The organism is Nocardioides sp. Z21_20 (assembly GCF_059766585.1).
The window spans coordinates 232,329-254,436 of the sequence record NZ_JCBAJX010000006.1; the positions used below are offsets into that span (position 1 = coordinate 232,329).

Here is a 22,108-nt window from a genome sequence, read left to right on the forward strand (position 1 = left end):
GGTTATTCCAGCCATGACAACACTCAAGGACTCCGACCTCGTGTCTGATGCAGCCGGGTACTTCACCCTGGGCGAACCGATCTTCGACACCAAGGCACCCGCCGGGCCCCTGCCCGAGAAGTGGGACAAGCGCAAGTTCGAGGCGCGCCTGGTCAACCCGGCCAACCGCCGCAAGATGTCGGTGATCATCGTCGGCACCGGCCTGGCCGGCGGCGCGGCCGCCGCGACGCTCGGCGAGGCCGGCTACGTGGTCAAGTCGTTCTGCTACCAGGACTCCCCGCGCCGCGCGCACTCGATCGCCGCGCAGGGCGGCATCAACGCCGCCAAGAACTACAAGGAGGACGGCGACTCCATCGAGCGTCTCTTCTACGACACCGTCAAGGGCGGTGACTACCGCGCCCGGGAGACGAACGTCTACCGGCTGGCGGAGGAGAGCGTCAACATCATCGACCAGTGCGTCGCGCAGGGCGTCCCGTTCGCCCGCGAGTACGGCGGTCTGCTCGACAACCGCTCCTTCGGCGGCGTGCAGGTCTCGCGCACCTTCTACGCCCGCGGCCAGACCGGCCAGCAGCTGCTGATCGGGGCCTACCAGGCCCTCGAGCGCCAGGTGGCGGCCGGCACCGTCAAGGACTACACCCGCCACGAGATGCTCGAGCTGGTGATGGTCGACGGCAAGGCTCGCGGCATCATCGCGCGCGACATGGTGACCGGCGAGATCCAGACGCACCTCGCCGACGCCGTGGTGCTCGCCACCGGCGGCTACGGCAACGTCTTCTTCCTCTCCACCAACGCGATGGGCTCCAACGTCACCGCGTCCTGGCGGGCGCACCGCAAGGGCGCCCTGATGGCGAACCCCTGCTACACGCAGATCCACCCGACCTGCATCCCGGTCTCGGGCAGCCACCAGTCGAAGCTGACGCTGATGAGCGAGTCGCTGCGCAACGACGGACGGATCTGGGTGCCCAAGCGCGCCGAGGACTGCACCAAGGACCCGCGCGACATCCCCGAGGAGGACCGCGACTACTACCTGGAGCGGATCTACCCGGCCTTCGGCAACCTGGTGCCCCGCGACATCGCCTCGCGCCAGGCCAAGAACATGTGCGACGAGGGTCGCGGCGTCGGCCCGGAGGTCGACGGCGTGCGCCGCGGCGTCTACCTGGACTTCGCCGAGGCCATCGGCCGGCTGGGCAAGGCCGCCGTCGAGGCCAAGTACGGCAACCTCTTCGACATGTACGCCCGGATCACCGGTGAGGACCCCTACACCTCGCCGATGCGGATCTACCCGGCCGTGCACTACGTGATGGGCGGCCTGTGGGTCGACTACGACCTGCAGTCGAACATCCCGGGCCTGTTCGTGACCGGCGAGGCCAACTTCTCCGACCACGGCGCGAACCGCCTCGGCGCCTCGGCGCTGATGCAGGGCCTCGCCGACGGCTACTTCGTGCTGCCCAACACGATCCGCGACTACCTCGCGGACGCGCCGTTCCCCAAGGTCGACGAGAACCACCCCGCCGTCCTCGAGGCCCGCGCCTCGGTGGAGTCGCGGATCGCGCAGTTCCTCAACGCCAGCGGCACCCGCAGCGTCGACAGCTACCACCGCGAGCTCGGCAACATCATGTGGGAGTACTGCGGGATGGAGCGGACCGCGGAGGGCCTGAAGAAGGCCATCGGCCTGATCCAGGCGCTCAAGGAGGACTTCTGGAAGAACGTCAAGGTGCTCGGCACCGCCGACAGCCTCAACCAGTCGCTCGAGCGGGCCGGCCGCGTCGCCGACTTCATCGAGCTCGGTGAGCTGATGTGCATCGACGCGCTCAACCGGCGCGAGTCCTGCGGCGGCCACTTCCGCGCCGAGTCCCAGACCGAGGACGGCGAGGCGCTGCGCGACGACGAGCACTTCGCCTACGTCGCCGCCTGGGAGTGGGGCGGCGACGACGGCCAGCCCGTCCTGCACAAGGAAGACCTGGTCTACGAAGCCATCGAGATGAAGCAGCGGAGCTACAAGTGAGACTGACCCTCAACATCTGGCGCCAGGCCAACTCCTCGTCGCCGGGCAAGATGCACACCTACGCCCTCGACGAGGTCTCCGAGGACATGTCGTTCCTCGAGATGCTCGACGTGCTCAACGAGGACCTCAACGCCAAGGGCGAGGACCCGGTGGCCTTCGACTCCGACTGCCGCGAGGGCATCTGCGGCACCTGCGGGCTGATGATCAACGGCCAGGCTCACGGCCCGGAGGTCACCACGACCTGCCAGCTGCACATGCGCTCGTTCAAGGACGGCGACGAGATCACCATCGAACCCTGGCGCGCCGAGGCGTTCCCGGTGATCAAGGACCTCATCGTCGACCGTGGCGCGCTGGACCGGATGATCCAGCAGGGCGGCTACATCTCGGTGAACACCGGGGCGGCCCCCGAGGCGCACGCCACGCCGGTGCCGAAGAAGAACGCCGACCGGGCGTTCGACGTCGCCACCTGCATCGCCTGCGGCGCCTGCGTGGCCGCCTGCCCCAACGGCTCGGCCTCGCTGTTCCTCGGCGCGAAGATCACCCACCTCGGTGAGCTCCCGCAGGGACAGCCGGAGCGCGACACCCGCGTGGTGAAGATGGTCGCCCAGCACGACCACGAGGGATTCGGTGGCTGCACGAACATGGGCGAGTGCACCGCCGCGTGCCCCAAGGAGATCCCGCTCGACGTGATCTCCCAGCTCAACAAGGACCTGCGCACGGCCATGAAGCACGGCCTCTGAGCAGTCCCGCAGCAGACCAGAGCCGCCCGGAGTCCATGACTCCGGGCGGCTCTCGTCTTGGGTGCGGCGCCTGCTCAGGCAGAGCGGGCCGAGCGGGTGGAGCGCCAGGCCTTGAGGCCCAGGGAGCCCAGCAGCCCGGCGATCACGAAGTTCACCACGATCAGGATGCTGTGCGCGACCCAGTACCCGCCTGCCCGGTCCTCCCCCGCCTGGTAGGCCTCGAGCAGGTTCTTGGCGAAGTTGCCGAACGAGAAGACATTCCAGACGGCGACGGCCAGCAGCAGGATCGCGTGCTTGCGCTCGAACTTCACAGGGGTGGTTCCTTTCGACGGAGTACGGCGACCAGCGCCAGGGTCGCGGCCGCTCCGGCCGCGAAGATCCTGCCCCGCTCGGCCAGCGACGGCCGGCGAGGTACGGGGAGCTTGCGCAGCTCGACCCGAGTGGCTGCGACGCGGGCGGCCTCGCGCTCGTGCTCCCTCTCCCGACGGTAGCGCGCCCGCTTCGCGGTGTGCGCCCAGGCGGCGGCCAGCAGCACGATCCGCGAGAAGTAGTTGATCCACACCACCACGATCAGGGCGATCCCGAAGGCCTGGAAGGCGGGCTCGCTGCGGGTGCTTGCCAGCAGCAGCCCGGACAGCTCCTTGAGCAGCTCGAAGCCGACAGCGCCGAGCAGGGCGCCCTTCCACAGCGCCACCCGGGGCGTTCGGGGCTCGGCCAGCAGCCGGAACAGCAGGAAGAACAGGAGCGCGCTCGCCGCGACCCCGACGACGATCGTCAGCACCATCAGCAGCGGCGCCAGCTCGCGGTCCAGGTCGACCAGCTCCAGGGCCTGCTCGGAGAAGCGCCGCACGAAGCTGGAGACGCTGACGCTCACGATCAGCGTCGTCCCGGTCACCACCAGCGTGAGCAGGTCGCGCAGCTTGCCCAGCGCGAAGTTGGGCTGGTCCCGGGCGGGCATCTCGAAGACCGTGAGCAGCCCGTTGCGCATCGCCGAGAGCCAGCCCAGCCCGGTGTAGAGACCGGCCACGAAGCCGACCAGCCCGACCGCACCGGCCGCGTCCTCGATGTCGGCCAGCGACACCTCGCCCTCGCCGTTGCCCAGGATCCCCGGCAGCACGTCGTTCAGGGCGCGGACCAGCTCGATGCGCAGGTCGGGGTAGATCCGGGACAGGAAGCCGACCACGAAGAACGAGAGCGCCAGGATCGGGAAGAACGACAGGAACCCGTAGTAGCCGATGCTGGCGGCCAGGATGTTGCCCTTCACCGCCGCGTAGTGCTGGCCCATCCGCACGGCGTGGTCCACCACGGGGCGCCGCAGCCGCGCGGTCCGCACCCAGCGGGAAGCGCGGCTGGCGAGGGCGCTCATCGCTCGCCGGAGCTGTTCAGCACGAGGTGACGGACGCCTGGAGGGGGAAGTCCTCGGTCGGGTGCCATCCCACCGCGTCCTCGTGCACGTAGAGGTGGAACTGGCGCGCCTCGAAGACGCACTCGAAGTCGGCCAGCTCCTTGAACGCCTGGTCCAGGGCGGCGTCGTCGAGGTGGTGCGCCACCGTCACGTGGGGGTGGTAGGGGAAGTCCAGGTCGACGGCCAGCGGCCCGCACCGTACGGCGAGCGCGAGCTGCTCGCACTCGGAGATGCCCTCGGCGACCATCACGAAGACCACCGGCGACACCGGGCGGAAGGTGCCGGTGCCGCGCAGCCGGACCTCGAAGGCGTGTCGACGCTCGGAGACGCCGCGCAGGTGGGCGACCACCGCGTCCAGGTCCTCGTCGGGCACCTCGGTGGGCGGGATCAGCGTGATGTGGGTCGGGATCTTCGCCGCGGTGGTGTCGCCGATCGAGGTGCGGTAGTCCTGGAGTTGCTGGGCCCAGGGCTCCGGCAGGGCAAGCGCTACTCCGATGGTGGGCACGCCGACGACCCTACTGTGCCGCGGGCGGCACGAAGCCGACCCGGTCGTAGACGTCGCGCAGCGTGGCCTCGGCCACCGCGCCGGCCCGCTCGGCGCCCTGGCGCAGGACCTTGTCGAGCTGCGCGCGGTCGTCGAGCAGCTCGAGGGTGCGGTCCCGGAAGGGCGTCACGAACTCGACGACGACCTCGGCGAGGTCCTTCTTGAGGTCTCCGTAGCCGTGCCCCTCGTACTGCTGCTCCAGGGCCTCCACCGGGCGCCCGGAGAGGGCGGAGTAGATCGTGAGCAGGTTGCTGACGCCGGGCTTGTGCTCGGGGTCGAAGCGGATCACCGCCTCGGAGTCGGTGACGGCCGACCTGATCTTCTTGGCGCTCACCCGCGGGTCGTCGAGCATGTCGATGATGCCGGCCGGCGACGACGCCGACTTCGACATCTTCGCGGTCGGCTCCTGCAGGTCGGTGATCTTGGCGGTCGACTTGAGGATGTAGGCCTCGGGCAGCCGGAACGTCTTCTTGTAGCGGTGGTTGAACCGCTGCGCGAGGTCGCGGGTCAGCTCGAGGTGCTGGCGCTGGTCCTCCCCCACCGGCACGTAGTGCGGCCGGTACAGCAGGATGTCGGCCGCCTGCAGGATCGGGTAGGTGAACAGCCCGACGCTGGCCGCCCCCTCGCCGCCCTTGGCGGACTTGTCCTTGAACTGGGTCATCCGCCGCGCCTCGCCGAACCCGGTCAGGCACTGCAGCACCCACCCCAGCTGGGCGTGCGCGGGCACCTGGCTCTGCACGAAGATCGCCGAGCGCTCGGGGTCCACCCCGGCGGCGATCAGCTGGGCGGCCGAGCGCAGGCAGCGCTCGCGCAGGACCTTGGGGTCCTGCTCCACGGTGATCGCGTGCAGGTCCGCGATGAAGAAGAACGGCTCGTACTCCTCCTGCAGGTCGACCCACTGGCGCACGGCACCCAGGTAGTTGCCGAAGTGGAAGGAGTCGGCCGTGGGCTGGATGCCGGAGAGCACCCGGGGGCGGGCTCCGCCGGCGCCCTGCTGAGGCGCCGCCTGGGTGGCGGTCTGGTCAGGCACGGGGGCAGCTGCGGTCGACATGCGGGAATTGTTTCATTCCCCCTCCGTCTCCGACGGGTCCGGGTACGACGGGCCGCGCAGGCGCCGCACCACGCCGTACTGACGCACGCCGGCGGGCTCGTGGCGCACCGGGTCGAAGCGGAGGTCCGGGTCGTCGTCGCCGGGCTCGGCGACCTCGAGGAACCCTCGCCGGGTCCAGGGGCCACCCGGACGCGAGGTGGACAGCTCGAAGCGCCGGAGGGCGCCGGCCGGGGACGCGGCGGGGGTCAGGGCGAGCAGCAGTGCCCCGGTGGCGGTCGACACCGGCAGCAGCGAGCTGAGCGGCCCGTCCTCGAGGGCGCGACGCGGCACCAGCACGTGGCGCGTGGCCGGGCCGAGGCCGGTGCCCGCCACCAGCAGGTCCACCTCGCGCCCGGTGGCCGGGTCGGGGACGCGGATGGCGAGCCCCCAGATGTCGGGGACGGGCGCAGGCAGCCCCACCGCGCGCGAGATCCGGACCCGGCACGGGTGGGAGCCGGGACGGTCCAGCAGCGCGACGCCGGTCGGGCTGCCGGCGGCCTCGATCACCAGCGTCGCGTCGGCGACCTGGCCGCGCGGGTGCAGCGCCCTGCCCTGGGCGAGGCTGCTGCGCAACGCCCCCAGCACCGTGAACGCGCCGCGCAGCCCCGCTCCGAGCAGGCGCGCGGGGGCGGTGACGTCGAGCGTGGGGCCGGTCATCTGGCGCTCCTGGGGTCGGTGTGGGTGCCGAGGGTGGTACCCCGCGCCCGTGCGGTCACACCTCAGGCGCGGCTGCGGCGCTCACGCTGGTGCAGCCAGGCGGAGACCAGCAGCACCAGCAGGCCCACCACCGACAGGCCCACACCCACCAGCGCGGGGGCCCGGTAGCCGAGCCCGGCGGCGATCACCAGCCCACCCAGCCAGGCGCCCAGGGCGTTGGCGAGGTTCAGCGAGGCGTGGTTGAGGGCGGCGCCCAGGGTCTGGGCGTCCCCGGCGACGGCCATCAGTCGCAGCTGCAGGTTCACCACCAGCACCGAACCGGCCACCGAGACCGCGAAGACCGCGCCGATGGCCCACCAGCCGAAGGGCGCCAGCAGCGCGAAGAGCAACAGGACCAGGCCCATCGCCACCGACGACAGCAGCAGCGTGCGGAACACCGACCAGTCCGCGAGCTCGCCACCCAGCCAGGTCCCGGCGGTCATCCCGAGTCCGAAGGCGAGCAGGAAGGCCGGCACCGCGGAGGAGCCCAAGCCACCGACCTCGGTGATCGTCGGCGAGATGTAGGACAGCACCGCGAACATGCCGCCGAAGCCGACCGCGCCCACCCCCAGGGTCAGCCAGACCTGGGGCCTGGCCAGGGCGCCCAGCTCGCGGCGCCCGGTGGCGGCGCGGTCCCCGGTCACCGACGGCACGCACAGCAGCACCAGGAACACGGTGAGCGCGCCGAGTACGGTCACCGCCCAGTACGCCGAGCGCCAGCCGAGGTGCTGGCCCATCCAGGTGGCGGCCGGCACGCCGGCGACGTTCGCCACCGACAGGCCCATCATCACCCCGGCCACCGCGCGTCCGCGCCGATCGGGCGTGACCAGGCTGGCGGCCAGGAGCGAGGCCACCCCGAAGTAGGCCCCGTGCGGCAGGCCCGCGAGGAAGCGGGAACCGGCCAGCGACGCGAAGCCGGGCGCCAGCGCGCTCGCCGCGTTCCCCACCGCGAAGGCCACCATCAGCCCGACCAGCACCCCCCGGCGCGGCAGCCTGGCCAGCAGGAAGGCGAGCAGCGGGGCCCCGACCACGACACCCAGGGCGTACGCCGAGATCACGTGGCCGCTGGTGGGGATGGAGACCCCCACGCCGTGGGCGATCTCGGGGACCAGCCCCATCGTCACGAACTCGGTCGTGCCGATCGCGAACCCACCGGTGGCCAGCGCGAGCAGGGCCAGCCCGAGGTGCCGCGTGCGCACCGGGGCGTCGCCCGCGAGGTGGTCACGGTCGTCGGGCGGGGCGGCGGTGGTCGAGGAGTGCACGACGTTGAACAACCACCGGCGCCGGGACGCTATTCCGCGCCGGCAGATGACGAACGCCCCCGCCCCGTGACCCCGGCAGGGGGTCTCGGGACGGGGGCGTCGGATCAGCCGGTGCCGGGCCGGGTCAGGCCAGCTGGGCGAGCGCCGCGTTCAGCGTCGCCGAGGGCCGCATGACGGCGGCGGCCTTCTCCGGGTCGGGCTGGTAGTAGCCGCCGATGTCGGCCGGCGAGCCCTGGACGGCGAGCAGCTCCTCGTTGATCTTCTCCTCCTGCTCGCCGAGGGTCTCGGCGAGCTTGGCGAAGGCGGCCGCGAGCTCGGCGTCGTCGCTCTGGGCGGCGAGCTCGCGCGCCCAGTACAGCGCGAGGTAGAAGTGGCTGCCGCGGTTGTCGATCTGGCCCGCCTTGCGGCTGGGCGACTTGTTCTCGCTCAGGAACGTCGCCGTCGCCCGGTCGAGGGTGTCGGCCAGGATCTGCGCCCGGGCATTGTCCGAGGTCTGCGCCAGGTGCTCGAAGCTGACCGCCAGCGCGAGGAACTCGCCCAGGCTGTCCCAGCGCAGGTGGTTCTCCTTGACCAGCTGCTGGACGTGCTTGGGGGCCGAGCCGCCGGCGCCGGTCTCGAACAGGCCGCCGCCGTTGATCAGCGGGACCACCGACAGCATCTTGGCGCTGGTGCCGAGCTCGAGGATCGGGAACAGGTCGGTGAGGTAGTCGCGCAGCACGTTGCCGGTCACCGAGATGGTGTCCTCGCCGCGGCGGATCCGCTCCAGGGAGAACTTCGTCGCCTCGACCGGGGACATGATCTCGATCTGCAGCCCGTCCAGGTCGTGCTCGGGCAGGTACTGCTTCACCTTCGCGATCAGGTTGCGGTCGTGGGCGCGGGTGTCGTCGAGCCAGAACACCGCCGGGGAGCCGGTGGCGCGGGCACGGGTGACAGCCAGCTTGACCCAGTCGCGGATCGGGACGTCCTTGGTCTGGCACGCGCGCCAGATGTCGCCGGGGGCGACCTGCTGCTCGAGCAGCACCGCGCCCGAGCCGTCGAGGACCTGGACGGTGCCGGCGGCCGGGATCTCGAAGGTCTTGTCGTGGCTGCCGTACTCCTCCGCGGCCTGGGCCATCAGCCCGACGTTGGGGACCGAGCCCATCGTGGTCGGGTCGAAGGCCCCGTTGGCCCGGCAGTCGTCGATGACGACCTGGTAGACGCCGGCGTAGCTGCTGTCCGGGATCACCGCGAGGGTGTCGGCCTCGTTGCCGTCGGGGCCCCACATGTGGCCGGACGTGCGGATCATCGCGGGCATCGAGGCGTCCACGATCACGTCGCTGGGCACGTGCAGGTTGGTGATGCCCTTGTCGGAGTCGACCATGGCCAGCTTCGGGCCCTGGGCGAGGTCGCGGTCGACGGCGCTCTTGATGGCGTCGGCCTCCGGCAGCTTCGCGGCGGCGTTGAGCAGGGCGCCGAGGCCGTTGCTGGAGCTGACCCCGGCGGCCGCGAGCTGCTCGCCGTACTCGGCGAAGAGCTGGGGGAAGAAGGTCTCCACGACGTGGCCGAAGATGAGCGGGTCGGAGACCTTCATCATGGTGGCCTTGAGGTGCACCGAGAAGAGGACGTCCTCGTCCTTGGCGCGGGCGATCTGGGCGGCGAGGAACTCGCGCAGCGCCGCCACCCGCATCACGGTGGCGTCGATGACCTCACCGGCCAGCACCGGGGTCGACTCCTTGAGCACGGTGGTGGTGCCGTCCTCGCCGACCAGCTGGATCTTGAGGGTGTCGTCGGACTCGATCACCACGGACTGCTCGTTGTGGCGGAAGTCGTCGCCCGACATGGTGGCGACGTTCGTCTTGGAGTCGGCCGACCAGGCACCCATCGAGTGGGGGTGGCTGCGGGCGTACTGCTTGACCGAGGCGGGCGCGCGGCGGTCGGAGTTGCCCTCGCGCAGGACCGGGTTGACCGCGGAGCCCTTGATCTTGTCGTAGCGGGCACGCGCCTCCTTCTCCTCGTCGGTGGACGGGGAGTCGGGGTAGTCGGGCAGGTCGTAGCCCTTCTCCTGCAGCTCGGCGATGGCCGCCTTGAGCTGCGGAATCGAGGCGCTGATGTTGGGCAGCTTGATGATGTTGGCCTCAGGCTGCTTGGCCAGGGCGCCCAGCTCGGCGAGGGCGTCGCTGATGCGCTGCTCCTCGGTGAGGCGCTCGGGGAAGCTGGCGATGATGCGCCCGGCCAGCGAGATGTCCCGGGTCTCGACCTCCACGCCGGCGGTCGAGGCGTAGGCCTCGACGATCGGCAGGAAGGAGTAGGTGGCCAGCTGCGGCGCCTCGTCGGTGAGCGTGTAGATGATCTTGGCCATGGGTGCGGCGACTCCTGGAATCGGGGACGCCTCGCCTTGGGGTGCGAGGCGGAGCGTCGGTGCGTGCCTGCAATTTCGCTTGACGTCAAGATACCTGACGTGGCTTCACCGGCCAGCCTCGCATCCGCCACGCGCCGCGGCAACGTGAGGCGGGGGCGCGCCGGCGAGGGGGTTTCGCCTGCCCCGGGCCAGGGAAGGCGTGGGCAGCACGCGTGCGGTGACGCTCGCGCCCGAAAACCTGAAGGGGTACTGGAAGACATGTCAGATACAGCATCGGCCACGGTGGACACCCCCACCGTGCTGCAGAAGGTCGCGGCGGAGGCATTGGGCACGTTCGTGTTCGTGCTGCTCGGCTGCGGCGCCTTCGCCATCGCCGGCCTCGGGGACTCGATCAGCGGGATCACCTCGGTCGCGCTCACCTTCGGCTTCGTCTACGCCGCCCTGATCTACGCCTTCGGCCGGATCTCCGGCGGCCACTTCAACCCCGCCGTGACGCTCGGCGCGGCGCTGGGAGGACGCCTCCCCTGGCGCGAGGCAGGCATCTACATCGGCGCCCAGATCGCCGGCGCGATCCTCGGTGCGCTCACGCTCTTCATCCTGCTCCAGGGCTTCGAGGGCTTCGAGGCCGAGGGCGCGATGGGTCAGAACTACTTCGGTGACGACTTCAGCGGCTACGCGTGGTGGGCGGCGTTCCTGCTCGAGATGCTGCTGACCGCGCTGCTGGTCTACGTCGTGCTCGCGGTCAGCGACGTCCGCAACGACCACCCCGCGCTGGCCCCCCTGGCCATCGGCCTCACCCTGGTCGCGCTGTACATGTTCGCGCTGCCGGCGACCGGCGGCTCGTTCAACCCCGCCCGCTCGATCGGTCCCGCCCTGTTCGCCGGTGGAGACTCCATCGTCCAGCTGTGGCTCTTCATCCTCGCGCCCCTGCTCGGCGGCGCGATCGCCGGCTTCACCTACCCGCTGCTCTTCGGCCGCGACCGCGAGCCGGTCGCCGGGTCGGGGCTGAACTTCGCCCGCTCCCCCAAGGCCGCGACGCCGGGCTACGGGGCGCCGGACGCCTACCAGCAGCAGTGGAACCAGAACGAGCCCTACGCGCAGTACGGCGGCGCCGCCCAGGGCCAGCAGCAGGGCTACCCGCAGGGTGAGCAGCCGCAGCAGGGCTACCCGCAGCACTACCAGCAGCAGTCCTGGGAGCAGGCTCCCGAGCAGCAGGCCCCTGCCCAGCCGGGCACGTGGGAGCCCCAGGCCCAGCAGTGGCAGCCCGAGCAGCCCGCGCCGCAGGACTCGCAGGGTCAGCAGTGGGACCCCGCGGGCTACCCGCAGCCCGAGCAGCCGCAGCCGCAGCAGCCCCAGCAGTGGGAGCAGCAGTGGGACCGCCCCCCGGGCCAGCCCGCGCCGGGCGCTCAGCCGCCGGTGAACCCGGCCGGACCGGACGACGACGAGGGCCGCACCCAGATCCGCCCCTCGGGTCACTGACCCCCGGGCCGCGGCCCACTCCGGTGGCGTGACCCCTCAGGGACGCTCCACCGAGACCAGCTCCATCGTGCGTACGCCGCCGGTGACGTCCTGCTGTGCCAGCAGGCCCGTCCCGGCGGCGTACCACGTCGTGGAGGTTCCCGCCTCGTCGTCGCTGCGCGACTCGGTCTCCAGCAGGTCGCTGAACGCGCCCGCCGGCACGGTGCGCGCGGCGTCCAGGGCGACGACGCTCACCCGCACGTCGGCCACGCCCGGCACCAGGGACTCCCAGAAGCCGTCGCCGACCCGCGGCCGCGCGGGCATCAGCAGGCCGGCCTGCGCGCCGGCCACGCCGGCCTGCCACGACCCGCTGCGCCCCATCAGCCACACGTTGCCGTCGACGTCCTGGGCCAGCCAGATCTCATCCTGCTCGACGCGCGCTCCCCGCGGGCCCGTGAGCCTCGCCTCGACGATGGTCGCGTCGATCCCGGCGACCGTGCGGGTGCGACCGGGCACGGTCACCGTCAGCGTCCGCTCAGCCGATCCGGCGCTCGGGTCCTCGACCTCGTAGGTCCAGACCGCTCCCGGCTCCAGGGCGAGCCAGGGATTGTCCACCCCGGTGACGAAGTCCGCCGCGTGCGGGGACGGCGTGGGGATCTCCAGCCCGTCCACTCCCGCGGGCGGGCTGGCCTCGGGCGACGACCCGCACCCGGCCAGCACGGTGGAGGTCAGCCCCAGCACGGCGACCAGGGCCAGGGCGGGCAGGCGATGCATCCGGTCAGCATGTCAGCCTGCGGGGCGGCGACCGCGCGGCGGTCCGCGGCGCGTACCCGCTCTCGTGACTTCGCGTAACCGCTGCTAGCGTCGGATCGGAGATCCATACCCCAAGAATTTTCTTCTGCTAGGAGTCCTCGTGAGCCCTACTCCCCTCAAGGTCGCCGTCACCGGCGCCGCCGGCCAGATCGGCTACAGCCTGCTGTTCCGCCTCGCGAGCGGTGCGCTGCTGGGCCCCGACCGGCCGATCGAACTGCGCCTGCTGGAGATCACTCCCGCTCTGAAGGCGCTCGAGGGCGTGGTCATGGAGCTCGACGACTGTGCGTTCCCGACCCTGGCCGGTGTCGAGATCGGTGACGACGCCGAGAAGATCTTCGACGGCGTCAACCTCGCGCTGCTGGTCGGCGCCCGCCCGCGTGGCCCCGGCATGGAGCGCGGCGACCTGCTCTCGGCCAACGGCGCCATCTTCACCGCCCAGGGCAAGGCCCTCAACAAGGTGGCCGCGGACGACGTGCGCATCGGCGTGACCGGCAACCCGGCCAACACCAACGCGCTGATCGCGATGACCAACGCGCCCGACATCCCCAACGAGCGGTTCTCGGCGCTCACCCGCCTCGACCACAACCGGGCGATCTCGCAGCTGGCCGCGAAGACCGGCGCCTCGGTCACCGACATCCACAAGATGACGATCTGGGGCAACCACTCGGCCACCCAGTACCCCGACCTCTTCCACGCCGAGATCGGCGGCCGCAACGCCGCCGAGGTCGTCGGCGACCAGGCCTGGATCGAGAACGACTTCATCCCGACCGTCGCCAAGCGCGGCGCGGCCATCATCGAGGCCCGCGGCTCGTCCTCGGCCGCCTCGGCGGCCTCGGCCACCATCGACGCCGCCCGCGACTGGCTGACCAGCAGCGCCGAGAACGACTGGGTCTCGATGGCGGTCGTCTCCGACGGCTCCTACGGCGTCCCCGAGGGCCTGATCTCCTCGTTCCCCGTCACCACCAACAACGGTGACTGGGAGATCGTCCAGGGCCTGGAGATCGACGACTTCTCCCGCGCCCGCATCGACGCGTCGACCGCCGAGCTGGCCGACGAGCGCAACGCGGTGACCGAGCTCGGCCTGATCTGAGGCACTCCCCCGGCACCATCACGACGCCCCCGTCCTCGGACGGGGGCGTCGTCGCGTCCGGGCTCAGACCGGCTGGTCGGGGATCGTCAGGGCCAGGAAGATCAGCAGCCCGCCCACCACGGCCAGCATGGTCACGTCCACGAGGCGGTTGCGCACCGCGAGCATCCCCGCGTCCCGCCCGCGCAGCACCGAGCGCACCAGCGCCGCGAAGATCAGCGCGCCGCCCACCCAGCAGACCCCGTCGCGCCACGAGCCCAGGCTGACGATGCCCAGACCGATCAGGGTGGCCGCGAGCACCACCAGGTAGAGCATCCCGCCGAGCGTCCGGGGGTAGCGTCGCGGCTCCTCGGGCTCCTCGGGCTCCTCGGGCTGCGCGGGCTGCGCGGGCTCCTCAGCCGGCTGCTCCGGGGGTCCCTCGGGGCGCTCCTGGTCGCCGCGGGTGCCGTCGTCGCCCTCCTGGGGCTCCTCGGGCGGGCGACCCAGCGGCTCGGAGGTCACGAGCCGCTCGCGGCGCTCTCGGCGATGGAGACGATGTTGGACAGCAGCATCGCCCGGGTCATCGGGCCGACGCCACCGGGGTTCGGCGAGACCCACCCCGCGACGTCCCACACGTCCGGGGCCACGTCGCCGGCGAGCTTGCCGTCGACGCGCGAGACCCCGACGTCCAGCACCGCGGCACCGGCCTTGACCATGTCGCCGGTGATGATCCCGGGGACGCCGGCCGCGGCCACCACGATGTCGGCTCGGCGCACGTGCGCGGCCAGGTCACGGGTTCCGGTGTGGCACAGGGTGACGGTGGCGTTCTCGCTACGGCGGGTCAGCAGCAGCCCCAGCGGACGGCCGACCGTCACGCCGCGGCCCACCACGACCACCTCGGCGCCCGCGATCTCCACCCCGTGGCGGCGCAGCAGCTCGACGATGCCGAACGGCGTGCACGGCAGCGGGGCGCCGTGGCCGAGGACCAGCCAGCCGAGGTTCGTCGGGTGCAGCCCGTCGGCGTCCTTGGCCGGGTCGATCAGGCCGAGCACCCGGTTCTCGTCGCGGCCCTTCGGCAGCGGCAGCTGGACGATGTAGCCGGTGCAGGAGGGGTCGTCGTTGAGGCTGCGCACCGCTTCCTCGATCTCCTCCTGCGACGCCGTGGCCGGCAGGTCCACCCGGATCGACTCGATGCCGACCTCGGCGCAGTCCTTGTGCTTGCCGTTGACGTACCACCGCGATCCCGGGTCGTCACCCACCAGGATCGTGCCCAGCCCCGAGACCACACCCTGCTCGCGCAGCGCCGCCACCCGAACGCCCAACTCGTCCTTGATGGCCTTCGCGGTGGCGGTTCCGTCGAGCTTCTGTGCGGTCACGGGTGGTTCTCCTCGGGGTGCGGTCGGCCGGTCCGGGACGGGCGGGTTCAGTGCGCGAAGTGGCGGGTGCCGGTGAAGTACATCGTGACGCCGGCGCTCGCCGCGGCGGCGATCACCTCCTGGTCGCGGATCGACCCACCGGGCGCCACCACCGCCTTGACCCCCGCGTCGAGCAGGATCTGCAGGCCGTCGGCGAACGGGAAGAAGGCATCCGAGGCGGCGACCGCGCCACGGGCGCGCTCCTCGCCGGCCCGCGCGACCGCGAGCTGGCAGGAGTCCACCCGGTTGACCTGGCCCATGCCCACGCCGACCGAGGCGCCGCCGCGCGCGAGCAGGATCGCGTTCGACTTCACCGCCCGGATCGCGCGCCAGGCGAACTGCAGGTCGGCCAGGGTCGCGTCGTCGGCGGCGTCGCCGGCCACCAGGCGCCAGCGCGAGGCGTCGTCGCCGGTGGGGTTGCCGTCCTGGTCGGTCCCCTCGGCGTCGATCGCGTCGCGGCTCTGCACGAGCATCCCTCCGGAGATCGGACGGGTCTCGATGCCGCCGAGCGCCGGCGGGTCGGCGACCAGCAGCCGCAGGTTCTTCTTGGCGGTGAGGATGTCGAGGGCCGCGGAGTCGAAGCCGGGCGCCACCACGACCTCGGTGAAGATGTCCTTCACCGTCTCGGCCATCTCGGCGGTGACGTTGCGGTTGGCGGCGATGATGCCGCCGTAGGCCGAGACCGGGTCGCAGGCGTGCGCCTTGCGGTGTGCCTCGGCGATCCCCTCGGCCTCACCGGCCACCGCGATCCCGCACGGGTTGGCGTGCTTGATGATCGCGACCGTCGGCTGGTCACCGTGGTCGTACGCCGCGCGCCAGGCCGCGTCCGCGTCCACGTAGTTGTTGTACGACATCTCCTTGCCGTGCAGCTGGCGGCCCTGAGCCAGCCCGGGCCAGCGCTGGAAGCCGTTGGTGTACAGGGCGGCCCGCTGGTGCGGGTTCTCGCCGTAGCGCAGCGGGCTGGCCAGCGTCCAGGTCGCGCTCATCCACTCGGGGAAGCCGGTGCCCCCGGAGCTGTCGGTGAGCACGTTGTTCATCCAGCTCGCCACCGCCACGTCGTACGTCGCGGTGTGGACGAACGCCTCGGCGGCCAGCTCGCGTCGCTGCGCCAGCGTGAAGCCGCCGGCGGCGACGGCGCGCAGCACGTCGTCGTAGCGCTCCGGCGAGGTCACGATCGCCACCGACGGGTGGTTCTTCGCCGCCGCGCGCACCATCGACGGGCCACCGATGTCGATCTGCTCCACGCACTCGTCGGGAGAGGCCCCCGAGGTGACGGTCTGGGTGAACGGGTAGAGGTTGGAGACCACCAGGTCGAAGGGCTCGATGCCGAGGTCGGCGAGCTGCTGGACGTGGGAGTCCAGGCGCCGGTCGGCCAGGATGCCCGCGTGCACCCTCGGGTGCAGGGTCTTCACCCGCCCGTCGAGGCACTCGGGGAACCCGGTCAGGTCCTCGACCTGGGTGACGGGGATGCCGAGGCTCTTGATCAGCGCCGCCGAGCCGCCGGTCGAGACCAGCGTCACCCCGGCCGCGTGGAGCCCGCGCGCCAGCTCCTCCAGGCCGTCCTTGTCGTAGACGGACACCAGGGCCCGGCGGATCTCGATGCGTGCGTCCTGCTGCTCAGTCACGGCCGAACCGGACCTTCCTGTCGGAGATGGAGAAGCCTTCGCGGGCCATCCGGCCCACGTTGTCGACGAGCATCCGGCGCTCGGCGACCTTGATCCGCTCGTGGAGCGAGGCGACGTCGTCGTCATCCTCCACCGGCACCACGCACTGGGCGACGATGGGTCCGGTGTCGACCCCGGCGTCGACCACGAACAGGGTCGCACCGGTGACCTTGACGCCGTACGCCAGCGCGTCGGCGGGCCCCTGGGTGCCGGGGAACGAGGGGCACAGCGCGGGATGGGTGTTGACCACCCGGTGCTCGAAGCGGGCGAGGAACTCCGGGCCGACCAGCTTCATGAAGCCGGCCAGAACGACCAGGTCGGGCTCGAAGCCGGCGACGGTGTCGGCCAGCGCGTGGTCCCAGCGGTCACGACCGGTGAACTGCCGCACGCTCTTGACGAAGGTCGGCACCCCGGCCCGGTCGGCCCGGGCCAGCCCCTCGATGCCGTCGCGGTCGGCGCCCACGGCCACCACCCGGGCGCCGAAGGCGGGGTCGGCGGCCGCGTCGAGCAGCGCCTGCAGGTTGGTGCCCGAACCGGAGACGAGCACCACGAGTCGCGCGGGACGGGGGCGGGAGGACACGGGCGCAGTCTAGCGACGGCAGGGCTCCGCGTTCGCCCCGTGCCCGGCGGTGGTCAGGGGCGCGCTACGCGCCGACGGCGCGCCGCTGCCACCAGGTGATGGCCAGGCCCCCGACCAGGCCGCCGAGCCCGAACGCCGGGACCGCGTGGACGAGGGTGTCCATGGCCAGCGGCCCCACCTCGCTCATCCGGCCGGGACCGACCGCCCCGCCGGCGAGTCCGGACAGCGCTCCGACGCACACGCCCGCGAGAACACCGCCGGCACCGCCGCGCAGCGCGCCCTGGTCCCAGCGCAGCGTGGGGTGGCGGCGCTGGTTGCGGACCACCGCCAGCGCCGCGATCAGGGCGGGCAGCGCCACCAGGGAGGCGACCAGAGCGCTGGTCTCGCCGTCGTCGGGGAGCGCGGCCAGCAGGGGGAACAGGGGCAGCGGCCCCAGCACCACCAGCCCCGGCGAGACCAGGGTCTGGGCGCCGACGAGGAAGCCGGGCCCGAGCAGGTAGGAGCCCGCGAACAGCGTCGCGTTGGGGAGCAGCAGCGCGCCTGCGGCGGTGATGGTGGCGGTGTCGCCGGCGTCGGCGTGCAGCCGCTCGTAGACGTTGGCCGCCTCGCCGAGGTCGAGCAGGAGGGCGCCGAGGAGGAGGAGGAACGACACGGCCAGGAAGGTCCGCACGATCCGGGCACAGGCGGCGAGGGTCACCGCTACCGTCTCCGGGAGGTGGCCGGCCCAGATGGCGGCGCGTCCGGAGCCCGCCGCGATCCCCGGCGCTCCGAGCAGCAGGGTCAGCACCAGCGACCAGCCGAGGGCGCGTCCCGAGGAGAGCCCCACGTCGTCGCCCGCCGCCAGCGTCGCGGTCACCGCGACCACGACCGCGTAGCCCGCCGCGAACAGCACCGAGGTCAGCGCGACGGTCCAATCCCGCTCCCCGTCGGCGATCCGTGCTGCGTCCGGCCCGTGCCCCGAGACCGCCTCCCCCGCGCGATGTCCCAGGCGCCAGGTCGCCCACGCGGCCAGCGCGGTGATCGCCAGGGGCAGCACCGTGATCGCGACGCCCTGGACGACCAGCCCCGAGCCGTGACCGGCCAGCCACCCCAGGGCCCCCACGCGCAGACCGCCGCGGGGGGTGCCGTGGGCTCCGGCGTCGGTGAGGAACCAGCCGACCACCCCGAGGGCGAGGCACACCACCAAGGTGGAGACAGCGGCGAGCGCGCCCGCGCAGACGGCGATCAGAGCGAGCGGACGGTGCCGGCCCGAGTCGCGGAGACGACTCGACGGACGACTGGGCGGCGACAGCAACGAGGTCATGACCGGGCAATCATCACCCGCCTCCAGGGCCCGCGCGGGCTCCCACGCCGAGCGGGCTTCCCGCCCGAGCGCCGCCGGACGGAGGTTCGCCCCGCTGGGGCGCTCTCACGTACGGTGGACAGGTCATGAGGCCCCCCGACGACTTCGACGCGTTCTACACCGACGCCCGGGAACGGCTGCTGCTGCAGACCTACTCCCTGACCGGCGACCTGCCGGCCTCGCGCGCAGCGGTGCGCGAAGCGTTCGTCGGGGCCTGGCAGAACTGGCGCAAGGTGTCGCGGCTGGAGGACCCGGAGGCCTGGGCCAGGCCCCAGGCCTGGGCCCACGCGCAGCGCCGGCACGCCACCCGCCCCCTGCACCGCGACAAGACCCTCGACGAGGACGGCCGCGCCACTCTGGAGGCGCTGAGCAAGCTCTCCCAGCAGCAGCGCCGCATCCTGCTCCTCGACCAGCTCGTCGGCCTCCCCCACGAGCAGATCGCGCGCGAGGCCGGCGTGCGGCCGGAGGTGGTCGAGCGCGACCTCCGCGCCGCGCAGATCAAGGTGGCCGACCGGCGCGAGATCCTGGCCAGTGAGGTCGCGACGCTGTTCGCTGCGCTGGAGCACGCGGTGCGCGACGAGCAGTGGCCGCCGGCCGCGGACCTGCGCCGCTCCGGCGCCACGCGGCGCCGTACCCGCACCGCCGTCGGCGTGGCCGTCGTCGGCGTGGCCCTGGTCGTCAGCGGCGCGCTGGTGACCCAGCGCGACGGCGTCCGCCCGTCCCTGGCCGACGAGCGCCTCACCGGCACCGAGGGGCCCAGCGCCGACACCGCGGCGCCGGGGACCTACGTGGACGCCGACCGGCTGCTCAGCGTCGAGCAGGTGGCCCGCGTCGACCCCCGCCGGACCTGGCGCGAGCCCCGCACCGACGACAACACCAGCGGCGACGGCCTGGTGCTGCCCTGCCAGCAGCAGCGCTTCGCCGACCCCGACGGCACCGCGGCCCTCTTCCGGACCTTCCCCAGCCGGGGACCCGCGAACGGTCCGCGGATGACGGTCACCCAGGCCACCGAGCTCTCCGGCGACGCGGCCAGCGCGGAGCAGGCCTTCCAGACGACCCTCGGCTGGTTCGGCGGCTGCCTCGACGAGCGCGCCCAGGTCCTGGACACCTACTCCCTGCCCGGCGTGGGCGACGAGTCCACGATGGTGGTGCTGCGCGACTGGGCGCGACCGGTCTCCACGATCACCGTCGCCGTGGCACGCACCGGGCGGTTCACCACGGCTGTGGTCCGGCAGGTCGCCGACGCCCGCGCCGCCGACGTGACCCCGGTCGCCTCCCTGGTCGCGGCCGCGGTCAACGCGATGTGCGGCACCCCCGGCACCGGTGCCTGCGCCGCCCCGCCCCAGCCCCGCCGGGTCGCGCCGCTGCCGACCGGCGAGGCCCGCGGGATGCTCCACGAGGTCGACCTCCCGCCGCTGCCCGGCGTCGCGAAGCCCTGGGTGGGCACCGACGCCGAGCGCGCCACCCTCAACGTCGCCTCGACCCGCTGCGACGAGACCGACTTCAGCAAGGCGCCGGTGCGCCGCGGCACGACGCGCAGCTTCCTGGTGCCCGAGGCACGCCTGGCCGACGAGTTCGGCCTCACCGAGACGGTGGGCGTGCTCCCCTCGCCCCAGGCCGCGCGCGCCTTCGTGGCCAAGGTCCGCAACAAGATGCGCACCTGCGACGACAAGGACCTGGCCTCCGAGGTGACCCAGGTCTACCAGCGGGTCGGCAAGCAGCGCGAGACCACCGTGTGGCGGGTCGCGACCGAGGTCTCCGACCGCCGTACGGTCGAGTTCCTGATGGCGATCGTGCGCGAGGGCGCCACCGTCGCCCAGGTCGGCTTCGTTCCCAGCGGCAAGGTCACCGTCTCACCGCAGGACTTCACCGCCCTGGCCGAGCGCGCCCGCGAGCGCCTGCCGGAGTTCACCGCCGGTGGTGGCGGGGCGGCTAGCTGACGCGGGTCCCAGGGGCCTCGGCTTTCACACGTTAACTCGTGAAACCCGCGCTTCCCACACGTTGCAACACGTGGGAAGTGCGGGTTTCGTGTGGCCAGTACGGCGCCGGGCGGGCGCGGCGGCGCCTCGGTGGCCGGTACGGCGCGGCGCGGCGCGGCGGCGGGCACGCTCGGTGTTCAGCACCGCATCCGCGGGCCCGGGAAAAGCACGACGCGGTGGCGGCGACGCAGAGATGCGTCGCGGCCACCGCGTCGGTTCAGACCGGTGAGGAGCCTCAGAGGCCCTGCAGGATCTCCCGCATCAGGGCGGCGGTCTCGGACGGCGTCTTGCCGACCTTGACCCCGGCGGCCTCGAGGGCCTCCTTCTTCGCCTGCGCGGTGCCCGAGGAGCCCGACACGATGGCGCCGGCGTGGCCCATGGTCTTGCCCTCCGGCGCGGTGAAGCCCGCGACGTAGCCGACGACCGGCTTGGTCACGTGCTCCTTGATGTACGCCGCGGCGCGCTCCTCGGCGTCTCCGCCGATCTCGCCGATCATCACGATCGCCTTCGTCTCCGGGTCGGCCTCGAACGCCGCGAGGGCGTCGATGTGGGTGGTGCCCACGATCGGGTCACCGCCGATGCCGATGGCCGTGGAGAAGCCGTGGTCGCGCAGCTCGAACATCATCTGGTAGGTCAGCGTGCCCGACTTCGAGACCAGGCCGACCGGGCCCTTGCCGGCGATCGTGGCGGGCGTGATGCCGGCCAGCGCCTCTCCGGGGGAGATGATGCCGGGGCAGTTCGGACCGATCATCCGGGTCTGCTTGCCGTCCAGGTAGGACCAGACCTCGGCCGTGTCCTGCACGGGCACGCCCTCGGTGATCACCACGAGCAGGCCGATGCCGGCGTCGATGGCCTCGATGCAGGCGTCCTTGGTGAACGCCGGCGGCACGAAGGCGACCGAGACGTCGGCGCCGGTCTCGGCCATCGCCTCCTTGACGGAGCCGAAGACGGGGAGCTTGACGCTCTCGCCGTCGGCGTTGACGTGGGTGACCGTGGTTCCGGCCTTGCGGGCGTTGACGCCACCGACGACCTGCGTCCCCGACTTGAGCATCAGCGCGGTGTGCTTGGTGCCCTCACCGCCGGTGATGCCCTGGACGATGACCTTGGAGTCCTTGTTGAGGTAGATAGACACAGTCAGTCCCTTACGCGTTCGCGAGCTCGGCGGCCTTGTCGGCCGCTCCGTCCATCGTGTCGACCAGCGTCACGAGCGGGTGGTTCTTCTCGTTGAGGATGCGACGACCCTCCTCGACGTTGTTGCCGTCGAGGCGGACGACGAGCGGCTTGGTGGCCTCGTCACCCAGGATGTCGAGGGCGCCGACGATGCCGTTCGCGACGGCGTCACACGAGGTGATGCCACCGAAGACGTTCACGAAGACGCTCTTGACCTGCTCGTCGTTGAGGATCACGTCGAGGCCGTCGGCCATCACCTGCGCCGAGGCGCCGCCACCGATGTCGAGGAAGTTGGCGGGCTTGACCCCACCGTGCGCCTCGCCGGCGTAGGCGACCACGTCGAGCGTCGACATGACCAGGCCCGCGCCGTTGCCGATGATGCCGACGGCACCATCGAGCTTGACGTAGTTCAGGCCCTTGGCCTTCGCCTTCGCCTCGAGCGGGTCGGCCGCGGCCTTGTCCTCGAACTCGGCGTTCTCGTCGAGCGAGACCTTGCCGTCGAGCGCCTCGAGCTTGTCGCCGGCCAGCCGCGCCAGCGGGT

The 22,108-nt window shown here is 72.1% G+C and carries 19 protein-coding genes and 1 pseudogene; 5 read left to right on the plus strand and 15 right to left on the minus strand.

Features of this window, described 5'->3' with window-relative positions:
* The first annotated feature begins 13 nt into the window (after positions 1 to 13).
* Together AC6EH9_RS12285 and AC6EH9_RS12290 are read left to right on the plus strand one after the other, a co-directional pair.
* Complete coding sequence (locus AC6EH9_RS12285) at positions 14 to 2,005, plus strand: fumarate reductase/succinate dehydrogenase flavoprotein subunit (protein ID WP_498423485.1); 1,992 nt, start codon at positions 14 to 16, stop codon at positions 2,003 to 2,005.
* A complete protein-coding gene (locus AC6EH9_RS12290) occupies positions 2,002 to 2,745 on the plus strand; it encodes a succinate dehydrogenase/fumarate reductase iron-sulfur subunit (protein ID WP_498423487.1) in 744 nt (247 codons plus the stop codon). Before AC6EH9_RS12285 ends, AC6EH9_RS12290 begins: the two co-directional genes overlap by 4 nt.
* A gap of 74 nt (positions 2,746 to 2,819) precedes the next feature.
* Here the strand turns inward: AC6EH9_RS12290 and AC6EH9_RS12295 are convergent, their stop codons facing one another.
* The 7 genes from AC6EH9_RS12295 to AC6EH9_RS12325 form a co-directional block, all read right to left on the minus strand.
* Positions 2,820 to 3,056 carry an SCO4848 family membrane protein gene (locus AC6EH9_RS12295; RefSeq protein ID WP_498423488.1) on the minus strand — a complete coding sequence of 79 codons (237 nt, stop codon included), beginning with the start codon at positions 3,054 to 3,056 and terminating at the stop codon, positions 2,820 to 2,822.
* Complete coding sequence (locus tag AC6EH9_RS12300) at positions 3,053 to 4,111, minus strand: YhjD/YihY/BrkB family envelope integrity protein (RefSeq protein ID WP_498423490.1); 1,059 nt, start codon at positions 4,109 to 4,111, stop codon at positions 3,053 to 3,055. Before AC6EH9_RS12300 ends, AC6EH9_RS12295 begins: the two co-directional genes overlap by 4 nt.
* A gap of 16 nt (positions 4,112 to 4,127) precedes the next feature.
* On the minus strand, positions 4,128 to 4,655 hold the full coding sequence (locus tag AC6EH9_RS12305) for a 2'-5' RNA ligase family protein (RefSeq protein ID WP_498423492.1): 528 nt from the start codon (positions 4,653 to 4,655) through the stop codon (positions 4,128 to 4,130).
* Between the two features lie 10 nt (positions 4,656 to 4,665).
* A complete protein-coding gene (gene trpS, locus AC6EH9_RS12310) occupies positions 4,666 to 5,745 on the minus strand; it encodes a tryptophan--tRNA ligase (protein WP_498423494.1) in 1,080 nt (359 codons plus the stop codon).
* A gap of 12 nt (positions 5,746 to 5,757) precedes the next feature.
* Positions 5,758 to 6,441: a hypothetical protein gene (locus tag AC6EH9_RS12315; protein ID WP_498423496.1), complete on the minus strand. Its 684-nt coding sequence runs from the start codon at positions 6,439 to 6,441 to the stop codon at positions 5,758 to 5,760.
* Between the two features lie 62 nt (positions 6,442 to 6,503).
* Positions 6,504 to 7,754 (minus strand): MFS transporter, encoded by a 1,251-nt coding sequence (locus AC6EH9_RS12320; RefSeq protein ID WP_498423497.1) that lies wholly within the window; start codon positions 7,752 to 7,754, stop codon positions 6,504 to 6,506.
* A gap of 112 nt (positions 7,755 to 7,866) precedes the next feature.
* The gene (locus tag AC6EH9_RS12325) at positions 7,867 to 10,080 is read right to left on the minus strand and encodes an NADP-dependent isocitrate dehydrogenase (protein WP_498423499.1); all 2,214 of its coding nucleotides are present in this window, start codon (positions 10,078 to 10,080) and stop codon (positions 7,867 to 7,869) included.
* 282 nt (positions 10,081 to 10,362) lie between these two features.
* Between AC6EH9_RS12325 and AC6EH9_RS12330 the strand changes: the two genes are divergently transcribed.
* Positions 10,363 to 11,559, plus strand: coding sequence for an MIP/aquaporin family protein (locus AC6EH9_RS12330; protein ID WP_498423501.1), 1,197 nt, complete (start codon positions 10,363 to 10,365; stop codon positions 11,557 to 11,559).
* Between the two features lie 36 nt (positions 11,560 to 11,595).
* On the opposite strand, the gene AC6EH9_RS12335 is transcribed toward AC6EH9_RS12330, so the two are convergent.
* Positions 11,596 to 12,312 (minus strand): hypothetical protein, encoded by a 717-nt coding sequence (locus tag AC6EH9_RS12335; protein WP_498423503.1) that lies wholly within the window; start codon positions 12,310 to 12,312, stop codon positions 11,596 to 11,598.
* A gap of 139 nt (positions 12,313 to 12,451) precedes the next feature.
* Between AC6EH9_RS12335 and AC6EH9_RS12340 the strand changes: the two genes are divergently transcribed.
* On the plus strand, positions 12,452 to 13,441 hold the full coding sequence (locus AC6EH9_RS12340; protein WP_498423504.1) for a malate dehydrogenase: 990 nt from the start codon (positions 12,452 to 12,454) through the stop codon (positions 13,439 to 13,441).
* A 63-nt stretch (positions 13,442 to 13,504) separates the two neighbouring features.
* Here AC6EH9_RS12340 and AC6EH9_RS12345 read toward each other — a convergent pair whose 3' ends face one another.
* The 5 genes from AC6EH9_RS12345 to AC6EH9_RS12365 all read right to left on the minus strand — a co-directional run bounded on the left by AC6EH9_RS12345 (position 13,505) and on the right by AC6EH9_RS12365 (position 18,379).
* Positions 13,505 to 13,939 carry a DUF3017 domain-containing protein gene (locus tag AC6EH9_RS12345; protein ID WP_498423505.1) on the minus strand — a complete coding sequence of 145 codons (435 nt, stop codon included), beginning with the start codon at positions 13,937 to 13,939 and terminating at the stop codon, positions 13,505 to 13,507.
* Positions 13,936 to 14,793, minus strand: a complete 858-nt coding sequence (locus AC6EH9_RS12350) for a bifunctional methylenetetrahydrofolate dehydrogenase/methenyltetrahydrofolate cyclohydrolase (RefSeq protein ID WP_498423506.1) — start codon at positions 14,791 to 14,793, stop codon at positions 13,936 to 13,938. The genes AC6EH9_RS12345 and AC6EH9_RS12350 overlap by 4 nt, the downstream gene beginning before the upstream one ends.
* Before the next feature lie 47 nt (positions 14,794 to 14,840).
* Complete coding sequence (purH, locus tag AC6EH9_RS12355) at positions 14,841 to 16,457, minus strand: bifunctional phosphoribosylaminoimidazolecarboxamide formyltransferase/IMP cyclohydrolase (protein ID WP_498423508.1); 1,617 nt, start codon at positions 16,455 to 16,457, stop codon at positions 14,841 to 14,843.
* Positions 16,450 to 17,076: a phosphoribosylglycinamide formyltransferase gene (purN, locus tag AC6EH9_RS12360; RefSeq protein ID WP_498423509.1), complete on the minus strand. Its 627-nt coding sequence runs from the start codon at positions 17,074 to 17,076 to the stop codon at positions 16,450 to 16,452. The genes purH and purN overlap by 8 nt, the downstream gene beginning before the upstream one ends.
* Positions 17,077 to 17,140: 64 nt before the next feature.
* Positions 17,141 to 18,379, minus strand: a complete 1,239-nt coding sequence (locus AC6EH9_RS12365; protein ID WP_498423511.1) for a cell division protein PerM — start codon at positions 18,377 to 18,379, stop codon at positions 17,141 to 17,143.
* 125 nt (positions 18,380 to 18,504) lie between these two features.
* Between AC6EH9_RS12365 and AC6EH9_RS12370 the strand changes: the two genes are divergently transcribed.
* Positions 18,505 to 20,358 (plus strand): sigma factor-like helix-turn-helix DNA-binding protein, encoded by a 1,854-nt coding sequence (locus AC6EH9_RS12370; RefSeq protein ID WP_498423513.1) that lies wholly within the window; start codon positions 18,505 to 18,507, stop codon positions 20,356 to 20,358.
* 274 nt (positions 20,359 to 20,632) lie between these two features.
* On the opposite strand, the gene sucD is transcribed toward AC6EH9_RS12370, so the two are convergent.
* Both sucD and AC6EH9_RS12380 read right to left on the minus strand, forming a co-directional pair.
* Positions 20,633 to 21,529 (minus strand): succinate--CoA ligase subunit alpha, encoded by an 897-nt coding sequence (gene sucD, locus AC6EH9_RS12375; protein ID WP_498423515.1) that lies wholly within the window; start codon positions 21,527 to 21,529, stop codon positions 20,633 to 20,635.
* Between the two features lie 10 nt (positions 21,530 to 21,539).
* Positions 21,540 to 22,108 (minus strand): annotated as a pseudogene (locus AC6EH9_RS12380) (ADP-forming succinate--CoA ligase subunit beta); the annotation flags it as partial.